The following is an 18258-nucleotide window of genomic DNA, read 5'->3' as shown; positions in this document are numbered from 1 at the left end:
GTTGTTTTAAATCGTTTGTAAGGATAATAATATGCTTGAATTAATAAAAAGAATGGACGGCAATACTTCGGTCGACATTTATGACACCTTGACTTTGCCTTATGAGCTACGTATTCGTGGCCGTCTAAAGGCAGTTAGTGATAACGAACGTGATGTGGGTCTGTTTCTTGACCGAGGTCCTGTGCTTCGTCATGGTGATTTGCTACAAGCCAATAGTGGTGAGGTGATTCAAGTGCTTGCAGCTGATGAGCCAGTGGCTACTGCTTATATCGAAAGCGGTTTACCACTAGCCAGACTGTGTTATCACTTAGGTAATCGACATGTGTCACTCGCCCTTGGTAGCGATGAAGATGGGCGTCATTGGGTGCGTTTTCCTCCAGATCATGTGCTTGAGGAGCTAGCAGTACTATTGGGAGCAGAGTTGGTGCATCACGACGCACCATTTGATCCTGAATCTGGTGCTTATGCGCAGGCTGGTCGCGAGCACTCGCACTCAAATAGTCATGCGCATTCTCACTCTCATTCTCATGACCACGATCATTCTGAACACGACGGTCATAACCATGCGCATTGATGAGCCGTCAAATGCTGTGAGCGATCTGGCATTGTTAGGTTTGATGCAATTAATTAGCCCAGCATTACCTATTGGTGCTTTTGCTTGGTCACAAGGTTTGGAAAGTGCGTTTGAGCTGGGTTGGGTCAATAATGAAGCTCAACTGGGCGAATGGTTGGAAGGCGTTTTAGGTGACGGTTTGACGCATTGTGAACTGCCTGTCTTAGCACGTTTACAGAGATGTTGGGCAAATAACGACGGTGATGGTCTGGCCTTTTGGAATGATTGGCTACATGCCAATCGGGAAACCGCTGAGCTGAGCGATGAAGACACACGTTTAGGTCAAGCATTGATGCGCTTGCTCAACAGTTTAGAGTTGCAGCCACAGCCAGCGTTAGGTCATGCCGAGCTACCAAAGGAACCGGGCTATGTCACCGTCTTTGCGTGGACTGCCCATCAAAGGCAGGTGCCTGTACGTCAAGCTCTACTGGGATTTGCTTGGGGCTGGCTAGAAAATCAGCTGGCGGCTGCTTGCAAAGCAATGCCACTCGGTCATACCGCTGCACAACGTTTGAACGAGACCTTGCGTCCACAACTGGTGGCGGCAGTTGATAAGGCTTTAACCTTAACTGATGAGCAGTTGGGTCCGATTTTACCCGGCTTAGCACTGGGTAGTGCTCAACATGAAACTCAATATTCACGATTATTTCGAAGCTAAATTAATGCTTCGTTATTAGATAAGGAAAAATATACATGAAACATTGTTTAAGAGTAGGCGTTGGTGGTCCGGTTGGTTCTGGAAAAACAGCTCTATTACGTCAGTTATGTAGCGCACTAAAAGATCACTATGATATCGCTGTGGTTACTAACGACATCTATACGCGTGAAGATGCCGATTTTTTATTAAAGCATGATGCCTTGCCTGCCGATCGTATTTTGGGCGTAGAAACGGGCGGCTGTCCGCATACCGCTATCCGCGAAGATGCCTCGATGAATTTAGCTGCTATTGATGATTTGCAAACGCGCCATCCTAACCTAGAGCTGGTGTTAGTAGAGTCTGGCGGCGATAACCTTGCGGCTACCTTTAGCCCAGAGCTTTCTGATTTGACCTTATATGTCATCGATGTCGCTGCTGGTGACAAAATCCCTCGTAAAGGTGGACCAGGTATCACTAAGTCTGATTTGTTAATTATTAATAAAATTGACATCGCCAAATACGTACATGCTTCGCTAGATATCATGGAGCGTGATTCAAAGAAAATGCGCGGCGAGCGTCCTTTTATCTTCACAAATTTATATGACGGTGTAGGTGTAGAAGAAATCATTCGCTTTATCTTAAAGCAAGGTATGTTACCTGAGCGTCGTCCTGGAAAGCTAAGCGCCAATGCTTAATGCTTAATTGCTCGCACTTAATAATTATAGTCAGTCCTAAATAAAAAAATGCAAATATTATCAATCACTACTGGGGTTAATTTTTCTTGCTTGCTGTGGCTACGCAGACAGAGGCTGCGAATAATCAACCCCAGTAGTTCTGTACTCTTTTAAAAGTGGATCAACTATAAGTACGCGGACAGTACTTCAAAGTATTAACTAGACCAATCAATCAGACAACAGAAAACAAAAAAAATAGGAGAGAAAGATGAATAAAATGACTAAATTGCTGCTGATAGCAGGGTTGATGATGACTGCCACTTTGGCGATGGCCCACCCTGGCCATGGCGAGCAGGTGAGCAATGGTTTCCTTAGCGGCTTACTGCATCCGATGATGGGCCTTGACCACTTATTGGCTATGGGCGCGATTGGTTTTTGGAGTATCCGCCAAAACACTACGATGAAACGTGGCACGCCGTTATTTGTCGTAGGCGGCATGATAGCTGGCGCAGGCCTTGCTTGGGCGGGTATCAGTTTGGCTGGGGTAGAGACTGGTATCGCCATGTCAGTATTGCTAGTCGGTGTACTAATCGCCACGTTAGCAAAACTACCGACTGCTGTTGGTGGAACATTGGTTGCCCTGTTTATGGTCGCCCACGGTTATGCTCATGGTACTGAAATGACACAAGGTTCAAGCTTATTGCTTTATATGGCTGGCTTCGTTGTCGCCACCTTAGCTATTACCTTTATCGGTCGTAGTCTGGGTACCATGATGCTCAAAGCCGATAACCGTATTACCCGTGCATTAGGCGGCGTGGTTGCTATTATTGGTGGGGTATTGGCTGCGGGCTAATATGTATTAATCAAAAAAAATCTCGTTTCGCATCAAGCTAAGAAGCCGTAGGGACTTCCTACGGTTTTTTAGTTTCTCATATTCCTTTTCGCATCTGCTAAAGATCTTAAAGCGACGACAGTGGGCTAGATGCCTGCTGCATTAATAAATATATCAAATAGGGATTATCACGATATGAATGATACCATCATAAAATTATCTAGAAACACGAACCGTGCGCCGATTAGCGCAACCTCAACTCAGAGCGTTGCTTTTTCTCATTACAATAACATCTCAGCGCAGTTATCAATCGATCCTAAGACTGGAGCATTAGCCTCTGCTGACATCTCAGCACAAGCCAAACAGTGCTTAGATAATATCAAGGCAATTGTAGAAAGTACCGATCATCTCATGGATGATGTGATTAAAATCACTGTATTTTTAAAAGATATTGCAGATATGCAGGCAGTAGATGCTGTCTACCGCACGTTCTTTAGCAACTATTTGCCGACACGTAACGTAGTGATGGTTGCAGAGCTACCTATAAGCGGTGCTTTAGTACAAATGGATGCACTACTTTCAAATGGCGAAGGTACGCATCCGCAAGCCCCTTGCGAGCTCGTGAAAGTGGCAAAAAACACTGATAATGCGCCAATTGACTCTCTATCTACCCAAACCGTTGCTTTTTCTCATTATAATAACGTTTCAGCACAATTACCAATCGATCCTATTTCAGGGCAACTAGTAGCAGGCGGTATAGCAGCGCAGACGGCGCAATGCCTAACCAATATCAAGTCGATTTTGAATAGTATCGATGTCGGTATTGATGACATTGTCAAAATAAATATTGGGATAACTAACCTTGCTGATAACGCAGCCGTCGATGACGTTTATAGCACTTTTTTCCCAGACACGGCTATTGCGAGAGCCGTCAATTATCTACCAGCGCGCACAGTGACTATGGTTTCAGGGCTACCTATGGCTGCTTTGGTACAAGTTGAAGCCGTAGTATCACATGGAGATGGCACACCGCCACAAGCCGTTGAAGATCGACATGGCATTGTGATCAAAGCCAATAATACTGAGCAAGCGCCAAAGCACTCGTTAAGCACGCAGACAGTTGCTTTTTCTCACTATAATCACCTTTCGGGTCAATTGCCTATCAATTCTGAAACAGGCCAGCTCATCGACGGTGATATAAAAGCGCAGACTAAGCAGTGTTTAGAGAATATCAAAGCCATTGCTGAGAGTATCGATCATAAAATGGATGACATCGTTAAAGTAACTGTCCAACTCAAAGACATTAGCGATATTGACACGGTCAATGATGTTTACGCCACGTTTTTTGACGGTGAGCTGCCTGCCAGAACAGTGTTTGGGGTATCAGCAATCCCTATGGATGCCTTGATACAAATCGATGCAGTGCTCTCTAATGCTGAAGGGACGCCACCTGTAAGATAGTAGTTATTCAGATTTTGTCATAACAATTGGTTTGACGCGCGTTTTCTAGAGCGTCATAATCAATTTATGATTCATCACTTAAATAAAATAAAAAGGCTTTCAACTATTTGGAAGCCTTTTTATATGTGGAAGATATAACTAAACAGGTAAAAGTAGACAGGAACAGTAAGGTCTAAATAAAAAAGAGTCATTCATAGCAGTACCGTAGTGTTTTTAGAGTATTTTGACTATAGTTAGCTAATAATAGCACTCAAGGAAAATTTATATAAAAAGGAAGTTATAAAATGAAAGGGATTACCCGTTTTTCGAATAGCTTAATGGAGAAGTATTTACCGGATCCATTTTTGTTCGTTATTATCTTAACAGTGGTTATTTTTGTACTGGGTTTAGGATTAACTGACTCTTCACCGGTACAGATGGTGGCGTTTTGGGGTGAAGGGTTTTGGGCATTACTCGCATTCTCAATGCAGATGGTGTTGGTATTAGTCACAGGTTTTGTATTGGCAAGCAGTCCGATATTTAAAAAAGGTTTAGGAAAGCTTGCAAGTTTAGCAAAATCGCCGGGCAGTGCCATAATCTTGGTAACTTTAGTATCCCTTGCGGCAAGCTGGATCAACTGGGGATTTGGGTTGGTGATTGGAGCATTATTCGCCAAAGAATTGGCAAAGCGTGTTGAACATGTCGATTACCGTTTATTGATTGCCAGTGCTTATTCTGGTTTTATTATTTGGCATGCTGGGTTTTCGGGCTCCATTCCGTTATCCATTGCGACAGCGGGTCATCCGTTCGCTGATAAGATTGGTGTTATTCCAACCAGTGAAACGATTTTTGCCAGTTATAACTTAGTTATAGTCGTGGCATTGATTATCATCGTTCCTTTACTAAATCGTCTGATGATGCCCAAAAAAGAAGATACGGTGACGGTAGATCCGAGACTTCTGGTTGAACCAATTGATGAAGTGCTGCCAGCAAAATCGGACATGACACCAGCAGAGCGTTTGGAAAATAGCTGGATTTTATCCATGATCATTGGCGCATTAGGTATTGCTTTTATCGTCTATTATTTTGTACAAAATGGCTTTGCCTTGACGCTTGATTTGGTCAACTTTATGTTTTTGTTCCTTGGGATTATCTTTCACGGAACGCCTCGTAAGTATTTGATTGCCGTTCAAGAAGCGGTCAAAGGTGCTGGTGCTATTATTGTCCAGTTTCCGTTTTATGCAGGAATCATGGGTATGATGACAGCGTCAGGCTTGGCAGGCGTGATGTCAGAAGCATTCGTCAATATCTCGTCAGCTGAGACATTGCCACTTTTTGCCTTCTTAAGTGCAGGACTCGTCAATTTCTTTGTCCCTTCAGGTGGTGGACAATGGGCGGTACAAGCACCCATTATGTTAGAGGCGGCAGAGATGCTGGGCAGTGACCCTGCAAAGGTTGCTATGGCAGTTGCATGGGGTGACGCATGGACAAATATGATTCAGCCGTTTTGGGCATTGCCAGCCTTGGCAATTGCGGGACTCAAAGCCAAAGATATCATGGGTTTTTGTGTCATCGTCCTGATTGTTAGTGGTGTTGTGATTGGTTTAGGGCTATTGTTTTTATAATTAAAACCTAGCGTTTTTGGTACGACTTAGCGTTTAGACCTTGCCTATTTGATGGGTAAGGTCTTTTTTTATGAGAATAATTCAAGGGGTATGTCTAGCTGTCTATCTAAAATTGTCCAAATAAGCGACAATACCCGCATAAATTTTAAGCGTATATTAAGAGTGATATATGCGCTTAGAGACTCTCATTTTTTTTGATAGCAGACATTTATTAAATCTAACATATATAAAAGGCCGTCCCAAATGACCAATGATAACCCGTATAATTTTTTACCATTACAGCCTACCGGTAGAAACGAGACTGATACTGCCAATACTTACGCGCCCGAAGACATGATCAAGATATACGAGCAGCAATTTCTCATACCAGTCCCTGAAGAGCAGCTAACTGAATTTTTACCTGCTTTAAAGAGCTTCTATGATATTGATAATCACACTCTAGATGTTAGCGCCATTATCTTCGAAGCAATCGCGGATGCGAGTATTATTTACAATCACAAAATAAAAGCAGGGCGCTACCAACTCCTAGAAGGCTTGGTAAAAGAAGTGCTTGAACGTGGCGAAGACGACAAAAATGACTCAGGCGTTGACAGCAACGACAGTGAAGAAGCACAAGCCTATACCCTAGAGTGTAAGCGTACTTTTTTTATTAATGATATAGAGATGCCTTATTATTTTAATTTATTTATTCAGGGCGATAGCTATTCAACATTAACCAAACAAGACACCTTGCTAGAGCAGATGTATTGGTTCGTAAGTGATGGCGACGATGACAACGAGCGCTTAGGGACTATCAATGCGCAGTTAGCTAGCTTAGATATTCGCGCAATGGATCTGGCGACGCTCTATCAGATAGTGGATTATATAGAAGACCACATCATAGATGACCCCATGATAGAAACCCTTAATAAATTATTAGATGATGCTGAGTAGTAAATAACACCAAATAGTTAATCAAACTCTGTATGTGACTTTAAGTTATAACACTTTCTCTTTATACGGTCTGCCAAGGAGAGTGACACGTGGTACATCATAATAACGCCAATATTGAAAGCAAATCAGCATGGGCTGTTTTTCTTATCTTCCTTAGATTGGGATTGACCTCATTTGGTGGCCCTGTCGCTCATTTGGGCTATTTCCGTGATGAGTTTGTAATACGCCGCAAGTGGCTGACTGAGAACAGCTATGCCGATTTAATCGCGCTCTGTCAGTTTTTACCAGGACCTGCCAGCAGCCAAGTTGGCATTGCTATCGGGTTATCTCGAGCAGGATATACTGGCGCGCTGGCTGCTTGGACGGGTTTTACCTTACCCTCTGCCATAGTGCTTATGTTGTTTGCCATAGGTATTAGCAGTTATGGGGATATTGTTCCACTTGGTGTATTGCATGGTTTAAAGGTCGCGGCAGTGGCTGTGGTTGCACAAGCGGTATGGGGTATGGGGAAAAATCTCTGTACCGATGTTGCGCGAATCTCTATCATGGCGCTGGCTGCTTGTTTTGTACTTTTGGTGCCTTCTGCATTAGCTCAAGTAAGCGTTATTGCGATTGCCGCCATTATTGGGCTGCTATGGTTCCAGCCTGAAAAAGTGATTGCTCATGACCCGCTTCCTATTACTGTGAGACGTCGGACTGGACTTGTTTGGTTGTTCTTGTTTTTTTCCTTGCTCATTGGCTTACCGCTGCTGACTGCATTGTATCCAAGCCAAACCCTATCTATGGTAGATACCTTTTTTCGTGCAGGATCACTTGTATTTGGTGGCGGACACGTAGTATTGCCATTATTACAGGCTGAGATTGTTCCCGCAGGCTGGATAAGTAATGATACTTTTTTAGCAGGTTACGGAGCTACGCAAGCAGTGCCAGGACCTTTATTTACCTTCGCAGCATTTCTAGGTAGCTCGATGAATCAAGCTCCTAGTGGCTGGCTAGGAGGGATGATTTGCTTGATAGCAATCTTTGCGCCGTCATTTTTATTGGTTATGGGCGCACTGCCATTTTGGGAGAGTCTACGCCAAAATCTGCGCACAAGAGCCGCACTATCTGGTATTAATGCAGCGGTCGTTGGTTTGTTATTGGCAGCGCTTTATCAGCCTGTATGGACAAGCGCTATCATTGAAGCAAAAGATTTTGGTCTGGCATTGGTCGCTCTCATTGCTTTGATGTTCTGGAAATTCCCTGCTTGGCTGGTAGTGATTGGCTGCGGAGCCGCTGGATGGTTACTAACACTATAAAGTGGCAACTACCTGTATAGTAATCAGATACATTCAGAAATTGCTAATTTTAAAAATTGCGTATTATTAAGTAGTTTTTTCTAATTTTGGAAGGTTTAACTCTCTCAAGAGTCACCACATCAAGTTACGTTTCAACATCCACCTCAAACGGTAAAGCTGAAATTCACCAAATTTATCTTTACCGTTTATGCAGCATAGCTCAAGGTTATTGATAACGCTAAAATAGAGCAGGATAAATGACCCATAATAAGATAAACTGCCCCGCGAGCGCTGATTGGATTCGATATATTTCGGACTGGGCAGACGCACTTAATCGGTTATAAAAGAACATTGATAAAAGATTATTGATATAAGGTACATCACGATGGAACAAGCACAAAGCGCGGTAGAAAAAAGACCTGTATTCATGCCTAGAGTGAACAGTGATAATCTGGTAAAAACAGACATGGTTCGCTTTGAGCGCCATGTGGGATTTGCGAGTCGGCAAAAGAAAAAATCTATCAATGATATGCATCAAGTTATTCGCAAAAAATATGGCTTTAATCACGTTTTAGAGCTGTCGAGTAAATCGGGTAATAAGCTGAGTTTTCTGCTGAGCCCTTTGAGCCTAAAGCTGACTGATGAGAATGATGGCGAGCAGTATAGTGTCGAAAACGCCTTTCAAAGCAGTATGGTTTTTGAGGACGGTGGCCCCTATATCGACTTGCTAAGTGCACCGCCCAGACAAGCCAAAAAAGATGAGCGATTAGTCACCTCGGGTGAACTCATTGGCTATAATTATTTCGGTATGGAGTGGAGTGTAGAGCCATTAACGACGTTTTATGATTGGCTATATGTGAATGCATTAAAGCAAAACCCTCAGCTGCATGAAGAGGTCATGCAATATCAAGCCTTTACTGATATGGAGTTTAATCCAAAAAAATCTATCCACTCTGCAGCTTATGCACTAGCGATGTTTGTGGCGCTCCATAAACGAGAGTTGCTGGATAATATTGAAGATCCAGCGGTATTTTTTAACTTATATCATGACTTTAAAGTGAGTAACACCGAAGAGCTTTTGGAAGCGGGCTGGATCTGATCACTAGACCAGCGCTCAATTTAGTATAAGAAACTGGTTAACCAATTTTCTTGCTAGGCTGTAGTGGCATACTAACCTTAGACTGTCCTTAAAAGAAGTGATGTGATACGAAGTACCACATCTATTATCATGGAAGAAAATAAAAACAGACTATGAAAACTGATACCAATCCTTCACTTGCGTTTAGAAGATACCCTTCGACGACTGCGCTGCAATGCTTCGAGACAGCGGCTCGTCACCTAAGCTTTACTAATGCTGCCTTAGAGCTGCATATGACGCAAAGTGCGATAAGCAAGCAAGTGGCGCAGTTAGAAGAGATGCTGAATATCTCTTTGTTTTATCGTACCTCGCAGCGTATTTCGTTAACGCCTGCCGGCAAATCTTACTATATCGATGTACTAAGTATTCTTAAGCATATTGAGACTGCGACGACCAATTTGATGTCGCATAGCAGTAATTTGGAAGTGCTAAAAATGGTCTCGCATCCCACCTTTTGTGCACGTTGGCTGATTCCTGCGCTTCACGGCTTTAGCCAGGAAAATCCTTTAATTAGGCTGGATATTAAAGAGCAGGTAGGTCCATTTTTCTCCGAAGAGCATGATGTTGATATTGCGTTCTTATACGGAGAAGGGACGTGGTCGGGAATGAAAAATGTTAAATTGTTTGATGAGTACTGTGTGGCAGTTTGTCGCCCTGATTATTTGCAAGGTAAAGACTTGCAACCGCAGCAGTCGGACAGCTATGTGCTGCTACAGCTGAGCTCACGGCCTAGCGCATGGTACGAGTACTTTAAGCAGCAGCAGATTAGCTTGGATGGTACGTTTGTAGGTCCACGCTTTGATACGTTTCATGCCTGTATTTCGGCAGCTTTAACCGGTTATGGCGTTGCCTTGGTGCCGTTACGTTTGGTGGCTCCTGAGCTGCAATCAGGTCAGTTGGTTATGGCTTGGCGTTATGCAGCCAAGGGGAGAGGGGCTTACTATATGTCTTATCCTTTATCGCTTGGCAACTCGCACAAAACCAAAGTGATGCAAGAGTGGATTGCACGCTACTTAGAAACCTCTAGTCAGAGTCAAGTAGAGTTAGCCAGTTTGTTGGGTATCACTTGTACGAGTGTCAGCCATGGATAACGACAGTAAGATGATTAACTGCTAAAAGCCAGTGGTGAAAAAAACAATCGCTCCAATCAGCCACGATGACAAAAAGGAATGCCCGCCCAACTATTATTCGTTTGCCCAAATCCTAGGTTTTTGTTGAAATGAGCGTCTAACTCAAGGAAGATGAGAGACGTTCATGGATTCGTTGTATAACGTTACCGATGCATTCACCATGGTGCATCCAGTAACCCTGAGCAAAGGCAAAAATGCGCACGTTTGGGATACGAATGGCAAGCACTATATTGATTTCGTCGGTGGTATCGGCGTATTAAATTTTGGTCATTGCCACCCACATATCGTTGACGCTATCATCGCTCAATCACAAAGCCTCATTCACTACGCCTACAATGCGGCAGGTCACCTGCCTTACCAAAAGCTCATGCCGAGACTTTGCGATTTAGTTCCTATTGCAGGCGAGTTGTCCGGCATGCTGACCAATTGCGGCGCCGAAGCGACCGAAAATGCGATCAAAATTGCCCGTATGAAGACCGGTCGTGTCGGTGTGATCGCTTTTGATGGGGGCTTTCATGGCCGTACCCTCGCAGCTGTCAACCTTAATGGTAAAGTGGCCCCATATAAACGCGGTCTTGGCCCTCTTGCTGGCAGTGTCTATCATATTCCCTTCCCAAGCCCTGACAATAACATCAGTGACCAGCAAGCCATTGACGCTTTGCTGCGCCTGTTCGAAGTCGAAACGGATATTGGTAATATTGGCGCTATCATCGCAGAACCGGTGCAAGGTGAGGGCGGTTTTCAATTAATGTCGCCAAAATTTGCTCAATACTTACGTAAGTTTTGTGATGATCATGGCATCTTGCTCATTATGGACGAGATTCAGTCAGGCTTTGGGCGTACAGGTACACCTTTTGCTTTCAGCCATCTAGGTATCGAGCCTGATATGGTATTGCTGGGTAAAAGTATTGCCGGCGGTTTACCATTGGGGGCAGTCATTGGTAAAGGCACTGTCATGAACGACTTACCAAAGGGCAGCTTGGGCGGTACTTATTCTGGCAACCCAGTAGCATGTGCTGCTGCCAATGCCACGCTCGATATCATGGCAGAAAATGCCGTATGGGACTTCGCAAAACACTATCAGCAGACCATTGAAAAGACGATAGCGCAGTGGCAGCAAGAGGGTATAACGCCTTGGTTATATAGTTTAACCGGTATCGGTGCTATGCGTGGCATTGAACTGCGTCATCCGTCTCACGGTACGCACCCAAGCGTGATGGCCTATATTTTAGCGGAAGCTCGTAAGCAAGGACTGCTGTTGATGCCTAGTGGTAAATACCGCCATATTATTCGCTTATTACCGCCATTAACGATTGAGCCTGAAACCCTACAAGAAGGTCTTGATATCTTGAAAGGCATTCTAGCATCCATCCCAAACGAGCTGCCGATTCAATGAGTAATATTGCTTGTAGCTTCTATTTTTCTATATCAAGTAGCCATCATTTTTAACTATTATTCATTTGTCATCACAAGCAGTTTAAGGAGAATAACCGTGAGTTTAGAGCATTTAAGTTCAAACCAAAAAAATATGAGCAGTGATGATATCCGTCATCGTTTTTCGCTCGCTATGTCAAAGATGTATCAAAAAGAAGTGCCGCTATATACTGATCTTATGAATCTGGTCGCTGAAGTTAATAAGGATGTATTGGACAAGCAACCTGAGATTGCTGAACAGCTTAAGAATACCGATGAAATCGATAGACTGAGCATGGAGCGCCATGGAGCGATTCGATTGGGTACGGCGGCAGAGCTTATGATGATGCGTCGTTTGTTTGCAGTTATGGGCATGCACCCGGTCGGTTACTATGACCTAGCGCCTGCTGGCGTGCCAGTGCATTCTACAGCGTTTCGCGCGATTGATACGGCATCGCTCAATAATAGCCCGTTTCGCGTATTTACCTCATTGTTGCGTTTAGATTTGATTGGCGATGAGACGCTCAAGCAACAAGCCCAAGCGGCACTGGATGCACGCTGTATCTTTACCGATGACGCGATCAAACTGATTAAAATTTATGAAAACGAGGGCGGTCTAACGAATGAGCAGGGTGAGCAATTTGTCCAAGAAGCGCTCGAGACCTTTCGTTGGCATGAGCAGTCGCCTATCTCGAAAGACATATATGAGCAGTTGGCAGCTCAACATCAACTGATTGCCGATGTGGTTGGGTTTAAAGGACCACATATCAATCATTTGACCCCAAGGACGCTAGATATCGATGCCGTCCAACAAGGTATGCAGAGCCGAGGAATTACACCAAAAGCGATCATCGAGGGACCGCCACGCCGTCACTGTCCTATTCTTTTGCGCCAGACCAGTTTTAAAGCATTAATAGAGCCAGTGAGTTTTAAAGGTGCTGACGGTCAGTATGAATCCGGTCAGCATACCGCTCGCTTTGGTGAGATTGAGCAGCGCGGTGTAGCCCTGACCCCAAAAGGCCGTGCCCTTTACGACCAATTGCTTAACGCCGCCCGTAAAAAGTTGGGTACGACCCCAAATGAAGACAATGCTGAGCAATATTATCGATTATTAAGCGAATCTTTTGCCGCTTTTCCAGACGATTATCAGACACTGCATCATGAGCAGCTCGCTTATTTCCTCTATCAGGTAGCTGACAAGGAAGCTTTTGCAAATCAGTTCGTGGATCCATCGTCAAACGAGCTCTCTGCTGCCGATCTGCAAAGCCTGATTGAGCAAGATACCATTCTTATTGAGCCGATTGTTTATGAAGACTTTTTGCCTGTGAGTGCAGCCGGTATCTTCCAGTCCAATCTTCATAGTGATAGCGAGAACAGCTATGATGGTCAGTCCAATAAGCAAGAATTTGAGCAAGCCTTAGGCATGCGTGTGCAAGATGAATTGGCATTATATGCGCAGCGGCAGAACGAGAGTCTACAAGCGTGTTTGGCCTCATTACGACAAGTGGCTTAAAGCAACTTATGGTTAAAAGACAAAACAGTGGAGCAGTTAAAAAATTGTTTTAGGCCAGTAAGGTTTAATCCGCTTTAATACAGTGAAAAGGATATCAGTCAATATATTGATTCATTAAGATTTTATCCACTAAGTTTAGAATGCCATTCCAAAAATGAATGACAGCAAGAAATTTATTATTTTGCAACTTGAGCGATGGCAGCGTAGTTTATAGATCTGCACGGACGTAACGAAATACTATACAAAGGAGTCAGTATGATTAAGCAATACATGTCAGCCATGGGCGTCGACGAAAGCCAGTACCAAGCAGGCGATTTCGCAGTTCATAGCCCTATCGATGGTGAAGTCATCGGTAAGGTCGCTTTGCATCAAGTGAATGATGTCGACACACAAATACAAGATGCTAAAAAAGCCTTCAAAGAATGGCGTACAGTGCCTGCTCCTAAGCGTGGCGAATTGGTCCGTATTTTAGGCGAAGTGCTCCGTGAGCACAAAGAAGATCTAGGCGCGCTAGTTTCTCTAGAAGCCGGTAAAATCAAAGAAGAAGGTCTAGGCGAGGTCCAAGAGATGATCGATATCTGCGACTTTGCAGTAGGTCTATCTCGTCAGCTTTATGGTTTGACTATCGCCTCAGAGCGTCCTGGTCACCACATGCGCGAAACTTGGCAGCCACTCGGCGTCATCGCGGTCATCTCAGCATTTAACTTTCCTGTTGCGGTTTGGTCATGGAACACGGCGCTAGCCTTGGTCTGTGGTAACCCTGTCATCTGGAAACCTTCAGAAAAAACTCCTTTAACCGCCATCGCTTGCCAAGCGCTATTCGAAAAAGCTTTGGCCAAATTTGGTGATGCGCCTTTCAATCTATCTCAGCTCTTATTGGGTGAAGCCGATGTCGGTAATGCGTTGGTTGAGCATAAAGATGTGGCTCTCGTCAGTGCGACGGGCAGCACACGTATGGGCAGAATCGTAGGGCCAAAAGTCGCTGAGCGTTTCGGTAAGTCTTTACTTGAACTTGGTGGTAACAACGCCATGATCCTAACGCCAAGTGCCGATTTAGACCTAGCCTTACGTGGTATTCTGTTCTCAGCTGTCGGTACGGCAGGTCAGCGCTGCACTACGCTACGCCGTCTATTCGTCCACGAATCCGTGAAAGACGACATCTTACCACGCATAAAATCCGCTTATTCAACAGTGAGCATTGGTCATCCACTAGAAGGCAACTTGGTCGGTCCACTTATCGACGAAGATAGCTTCAATAACATGCAAGACGCCTTGACCAAAGCCCGTGCAGCCGGCGGTACAGTCACTGGTGGCGAGCGTGTCTTACAAGATAAGTATCCAAACGCTTACTACGTGACGCCAGCCATCGTTGAGATGGATGCGCAAAACGACGTCGTCCGTCATGAGACTTTTGCACCGATCTTATATGTCATGACCTATACAGACTTCGACGAAGCTTTAGAGCTGCAAAATGACGTACCACAAGGTTTATCTTCTTGCGTCTTTACCAATGACTTACGTGAAGCTGAGCTGTTCTTAAGTGCCCGCGGTAGTGACTGTGGTATTGCCAACGTTAACATCGGTACCAGTGGTGCTGAGATTGGTGGCGCATTCGGCGGCGAAAAAGAAACCGGTGGTGGTCGTGAGTCAGGCTCTGATGCGTGGAAAAACTATATGCGTCGTCAGACCAATACGGTCAACTACTCAACTGAGCTACCACTAGCACAGGGTATTAATTTCGGTTAATGCAAGCCATAGTTGCTAATGTAAAAGTGTGTTTTTAGCCAGTTAAGCGCGCGTTATGTGTGCTTAACTGCCCTTAGCATTACTTGTATCCTTTTAAATCCTGCTTTGAATCTTAAAACCGTCAATAAGCCGCAAAAATAGCGGATAGCCGTTTTAATTAAGATTACTGTTTAACGCTTTATTTTTTAAACCCTTTTAATGATTCATGAATATCTTTCAAATATTTATTTTGATTGATGATAATACTTTATTCCTTAAGATAATTAATAAGCTATTGTTTTAATTCGTTATTTAATATAAATGCATTTAGAGAAGTGACTTAGGTCACTAAATTGGTTTGCATCTGACCAATGAGCAACACCGTACGATGACTATATACCAATGGATTTGGTTTTAACTACTAGGATAGGTAGATATATTATGATTGCAGATAAACCTCACAAACCGCATGACCCTGATATCGAAGGTTATGATCCTTCTTCTAGCTTCCTGCTAGATATTGCCCCACTGATATTGACTGCCATTATTTTAATGGTGCAATTTTTTATCTTTAAAGATTTTACTCCGCATATTCCGCTAGCATGTGGCATCTTGATCACCGGTCTGTTTATGAAGATACGTGGTCGCAGCTGGGATGGTATGGAAGAGCGTTTTTTAAAGGTTGTGAAAATTGGTCTGCCTGCCATGATCATCTTGATGGGTGTAGGGATGCTCATCGGTGCTTGGATTATCGCCGGCACTGTACCCACTATTTTATACTACGGCTTTAGTGTTTTTTCTCCCTCCTCATTCCTAGTCTCTGTTTGTCTTATTTGTGCCATTATTTCAGTAGCAACGGGTACCTCGTGGGGCACGGTTGGTACAGTCGGTTTAGCTATGATGGGTATTGGTCTGGGATTAGGTATTCCACCGTCACTAACAGGTGGTGCCATCGTCTCCGGTGCTTTCTTTGGCGACAAAATGTCTCCTTTATCTGACACCACGAACTTAACACCAGCCGCCGCCGGCGTGGATCTTTGGGACCATATCCGTGGCATGTTGCCGACGACTGTACCTGCCATGGTTACAGCTCTGATTCTCTATGCTTGGATTGGTATGAGCTACGGCGCAGACAATGTCGATCTCACCTCAATCAAAGAAATACAAACCTCATTAGCAGCGAACTATAATCTGAGTATTATTACTTTATTACCTGCTGTTGTCGTCGTCATTGCAGCTATTATGAAAATGCCAGCCATTCCAACGGTATTGTCAGGTGTGGTAGTCGCAGGTCTTGTCGCATTCTTTATGCAAGGTGTCGGTGTCCATGACATCTTTAACGTCCTACAAAACGGTTTTAAAAGTGAGACTGGCTTTGCTGTGGTCGATCAGCTGTTGTCTAAAGGCGGCGTGATGTCCATGACTTGGGTCGTGACCTTAACTATCTTTGCACTAGCTTTTGTCGGTTCAATTGAGCATTACGGTACATTAAAAGCCATCATGGCCAAAATCAACAACATGGTGAAGTCGAGATTTGGTTTAGTGATTACGACTTATGCCAGTACCATCGGTGTTGGTACGCTTATCGGTGATGTCTATACCACGCTAGTCTTACCGGGTCGTCTGCTCAAAGATAAGTATAAAGAGATGGGTTACAAGCGCACGACGCTTACTCGCTCTATCGAAGATACGGGTACGCTGTTATCGCCACTCATTCCTTGGAACATGGGCGGTAGCTTTGTCGCGGCAACCCTAGGTATTGCGACCTTAACTTACGCGCCATTCGCCTTTGCCTGTTGGTTATCACCATTGTTTGGCTTGCTATGGGTCGTCTTAAATAAATTTATTCCTCGTGAAGAACCGACTGTCATCGAGAACACAAGCACGCTCTCTACCGTAGAAAACGTATAATTTAGAAGGAACTTGAGATGTTGCAAGAGCAATGTTTGTGGAGCGTCACTGCGCCCAAAACTCACCACTACGATACCCTAACGAGCGAAACGCAAACACGAGTTTGTATCATCGGCGGTGGTTATACTGGACTGTCTGCTGCGATTCATCTGGCAGAGCAAGGAGTGGCGGTGGTGTTACTAGAGAGTAAGATCATCGGTAGCGGCGGCTCAGGACGCAATGTGGGTTTTGTGAATGCCGGTACTTGGGCCCGTCCTGATGACCTCAATAAAATCATGGGAGAAGAGGTTGGTGAACGTTTAGGGACTGCGCTCGGTCATGCGCCAGGTCTCGTGTTTGACATCATCGATCGCCATCATATTGATGCAAAGGATACGCGTACGGGCAATATCCATATGGCACACAATGCCAAGGGTGAAGCCGATGTAGATATCCGCTACGATCAGTTGATACGTCGCGGTGTTCATGCCGAGGTATTGACCGGTGCGCGCTGTCATGAATACTGCGGGACAACCAGTATCAATAAGGCTCTGCTCGATCATCGTGCGGGCACTATTAACCCATCCGCATACGTCAATGGCTTAGCGGCAGCCGCGACTAAACTGGGCGTACGTATCTATGAGCACTCGGCGGTAACCTCAGTTGAGAAGTCTGATGGTAATTGGTATGTGCGTACGGCTGATGCGGCGGTGAAAGCTGAAAAAGTCATCATCGCGACCAATGCTTATACTGAAGGCGAATGGACAGATATTAAAAAGACGTTCTATTTGGTTGATTACTATCAGATTGCCTCCGAGCCATTGATCGGCGAAGCGGCAGATCGAATATTGCCTTATAAAACGGGCGCTTGGGATACGCGCTTGGCCTTGTCTAGTATTCGCCGTGATAACGAGGGTCGTTTACTCCTTGGCACGGTCGGTGGCAAAGCCATGAAGTCCAAAACCTTCTATCAAAATTGGGCGAATGTCGTACAAAAGAGCTATTTCCCAGATCTGCCTAAGTGTAAGTGGCAGTATGAGTGGTACGGTCACTTTGGCTTTACGCAAGACCATATTATGCGTGTCTTTGAGCCAGAAGACGGTATTCTTGCCGCTACTGCATACAATGGGCGTGGGATTACTACAGGTACTATGATTGGTAAATGCTTTGCCGATTATATTATCTCAGGTGACCTCGACGTCTTGCCATTACCCTTTAAGACGATTAAAGAAGCTAAGGTAAGTATGTCTGGCTTGCGTTCAGGCTATACGGAGATGGGGCTGACTTTGTATCATATGGGTCAATGTCTCAAAATCATAGCCTAGTTTTTTGACACAGTGTCTGGTGTTTATTTATTGCCGCCGCTGATTTGGCGGAGAGATTAAGTGAACGGCACACTGCTTTTATTTATTTGGAGT

General features: G+C 44.5%; 15 protein-coding genes. All 15 read left to right on the top strand.

Annotated elements, in window-relative coordinates:
• Positions 1-31: 31 nt before the first annotated feature.
• A complete protein-coding gene (gene ureE, locus FQ083_RS02540; RefSeq protein ID WP_149408707.1) occupies positions 32-574 on the top strand; it encodes an urease accessory protein UreE in 543 nt (180 codons plus the stop codon).
• On the top strand, positions 564-1271 hold the full coding sequence (locus FQ083_RS02535) for an urease accessory protein UreF (protein ID WP_149408706.1): 708 nt from the start codon (positions 564-566) through the stop codon (positions 1269-1271). The genes ureE and FQ083_RS02535 overlap by 11 nt, the downstream gene beginning before the upstream one ends.
• 35 nt (positions 1272-1306) lie before the next feature.
• Positions 1307-1945, top strand: a complete 639-nt coding sequence (gene ureG / locus FQ083_RS02530) for an urease accessory protein UreG (RefSeq protein WP_149408705.1) — start codon at positions 1307-1309, stop codon at positions 1943-1945.
• Between the two features lie 247 nt (positions 1946-2192).
• The gene (locus FQ083_RS02525) at positions 2193-2777 is read left to right on the top strand and encodes a HupE/UreJ family protein (RefSeq protein ID WP_149408704.1); all 585 of its coding nucleotides are present in this window, start codon (positions 2193-2195) and stop codon (positions 2775-2777) included.
• Positions 2778-2951: 174 nt separating this feature from the next.
• Positions 2952-4217, top strand: coding sequence for a RidA family protein (locus FQ083_RS02520; RefSeq protein WP_149408703.1), 1266 nt, complete (start codon positions 2952-2954; stop codon positions 4215-4217).
• A 284-nt stretch (positions 4218-4501) separates the two neighbouring features.
• The gene (locus tag FQ083_RS02515; protein WP_149408702.1) at positions 4502-5821 is read left to right on the top strand and encodes a short-chain fatty acid transporter; all 1320 of its coding nucleotides are present in this window, start codon (positions 4502-4504) and stop codon (positions 5819-5821) included.
• A gap of 243 nt (positions 5822-6064) precedes the next feature.
• Positions 6065-6754, top strand: coding sequence for a hypothetical protein (locus tag FQ083_RS02510; RefSeq protein ID WP_149408701.1), 690 nt, complete (start codon positions 6065-6067; stop codon positions 6752-6754).
• An 89-nt stretch (positions 6755-6843) separates the two neighbouring features.
• Positions 6844-8052: a chromate efflux transporter gene (gene chrA, locus FQ083_RS02505; protein WP_149408700.1), complete on the top strand. Its 1209-nt coding sequence runs from the start codon at positions 6844-6846 to the stop codon at positions 8050-8052.
• 364 nt (positions 8053-8416) lie between these two features.
• Entirely contained in the window at positions 8417-9130 is a 714-nt protein-coding gene (locus FQ083_RS02500; protein ID WP_149408699.1) for a DUF6977 family protein, read from the top strand.
• Between the two features lie 152 nt (positions 9131-9282).
• Complete coding sequence (locus tag FQ083_RS02495; RefSeq protein ID WP_149408698.1) at positions 9283-10260, top strand: LysR substrate-binding domain-containing protein; 978 nt, start codon at positions 9283-9285, stop codon at positions 10258-10260.
• A gap of 163 nt (positions 10261-10423) precedes the next feature.
• Positions 10424-11695, top strand: coding sequence for an aspartate aminotransferase family protein (locus tag FQ083_RS02490; RefSeq protein ID WP_149408697.1), 1272 nt, complete (start codon positions 10424-10426; stop codon positions 11693-11695).
• A gap of 132 nt (positions 11696-11827) precedes the next feature.
• Positions 11828-13225, top strand: a complete 1398-nt coding sequence (locus FQ083_RS02485; protein ID WP_149408797.1) for a VOC family protein — start codon at positions 11828-11830, stop codon at positions 13223-13225.
• Between the two features lie 255 nt (positions 13226-13480).
• On the top strand, positions 13481-14971 hold the full coding sequence (locus FQ083_RS02480; RefSeq protein WP_149408696.1) for an aldehyde dehydrogenase family protein: 1491 nt from the start codon (positions 13481-13483) through the stop codon (positions 14969-14971).
• Positions 14972-15391: 420 nt separating this feature from the next.
• The gene (gene nhaC / locus FQ083_RS02475; protein ID WP_149408695.1) at positions 15392-16861 is read left to right on the top strand and encodes a Na+/H+ antiporter NhaC; all 1470 of its coding nucleotides are present in this window, start codon (positions 15392-15394) and stop codon (positions 16859-16861) included.
• Between the two features lie 17 nt (positions 16862-16878).
• Positions 16879-18165 carry an NAD(P)/FAD-dependent oxidoreductase gene (locus FQ083_RS02470; protein ID WP_149408694.1) on the top strand — a complete coding sequence of 429 codons (1287 nt, stop codon included), beginning with the start codon at positions 16879-16881 and terminating at the stop codon, positions 18163-18165.
• Positions 18166-18258 lie beyond the last annotated feature (93 nt).

Source organism: Psychrobacter sp. ANT_H59, assembly GCF_008369225.1.
GTDB lineage: Bacteria > Pseudomonadota > Gammaproteobacteria > Pseudomonadales > Moraxellaceae > Psychrobacter > Psychrobacter cryohalolentis.
Note: the sequence above shows the minus strand (reverse complement) of the source record. Positions and strands in the feature narration are given on the sequence as shown.

Coding starts and splice junctions, on each gene's coding strand:
- ureE (WP_149408707.1), top strand. CDS start 32: ATGCTTGAATTAATAAAAAGAATGGACGGCAATACTTCGGTCGACATT.
- FQ083_RS02535 (WP_149408706.1), top strand. CDS start 564: ATGCGCATTGATGAGCCGTCAAATGCTGTGAGCGATCTGGCATTGTTA.
- ureG (WP_149408705.1), top strand. CDS start 1,307: ATGAAACATTGTTTAAGAGTAGGCGTTGGTGGTCCGGTTGGTTCTGGA.
- FQ083_RS02525 (WP_149408704.1), top strand. CDS start 2,193: ATGAATAAAATGACTAAATTGCTGCTGATAGCAGGGTTGATGATGACT.
- FQ083_RS02520 (WP_149408703.1), top strand. CDS start 2,952: ATGAATGATACCATCATAAAATTATCTAGAAACACGAACCGTGCGCCG.
- FQ083_RS02515 (WP_149408702.1), top strand. CDS start 4,502: ATGAAAGGGATTACCCGTTTTTCGAATAGCTTAATGGAGAAGTATTTA.
- FQ083_RS02510 (WP_149408701.1), top strand. CDS start 6,065: ATGACCAATGATAACCCGTATAATTTTTTACCATTACAGCCTACCGGT.
- FQ083_RS02500 (WP_149408699.1), top strand. CDS start 8,417: ATGGAACAAGCACAAAGCGCGGTAGAAAAAAGACCTGTATTCATGCCT.
- FQ083_RS02495 (WP_149408698.1), top strand. CDS start 9,283: ATGAAAACTGATACCAATCCTTCACTTGCGTTTAGAAGATACCCTTCG.
- FQ083_RS02490 (WP_149408697.1), top strand. CDS start 10,424: ATGGATTCGTTGTATAACGTTACCGATGCATTCACCATGGTGCATCCA.
- FQ083_RS02485 (WP_149408797.1), top strand. CDS start 11,828: ATGAGCAGTGATGATATCCGTCATCGTTTTTCGCTCGCTATGTCAAAG.
- FQ083_RS02480 (WP_149408696.1), top strand. CDS start 13,481: ATGATTAAGCAATACATGTCAGCCATGGGCGTCGACGAAAGCCAGTAC.
- nhaC (WP_149408695.1), top strand. CDS start 15,392: ATGATTGCAGATAAACCTCACAAACCGCATGACCCTGATATCGAAGGT.
- FQ083_RS02470 (WP_149408694.1), top strand. CDS start 16,879: ATGTTGCAAGAGCAATGTTTGTGGAGCGTCACTGCGCCCAAAACTCAC.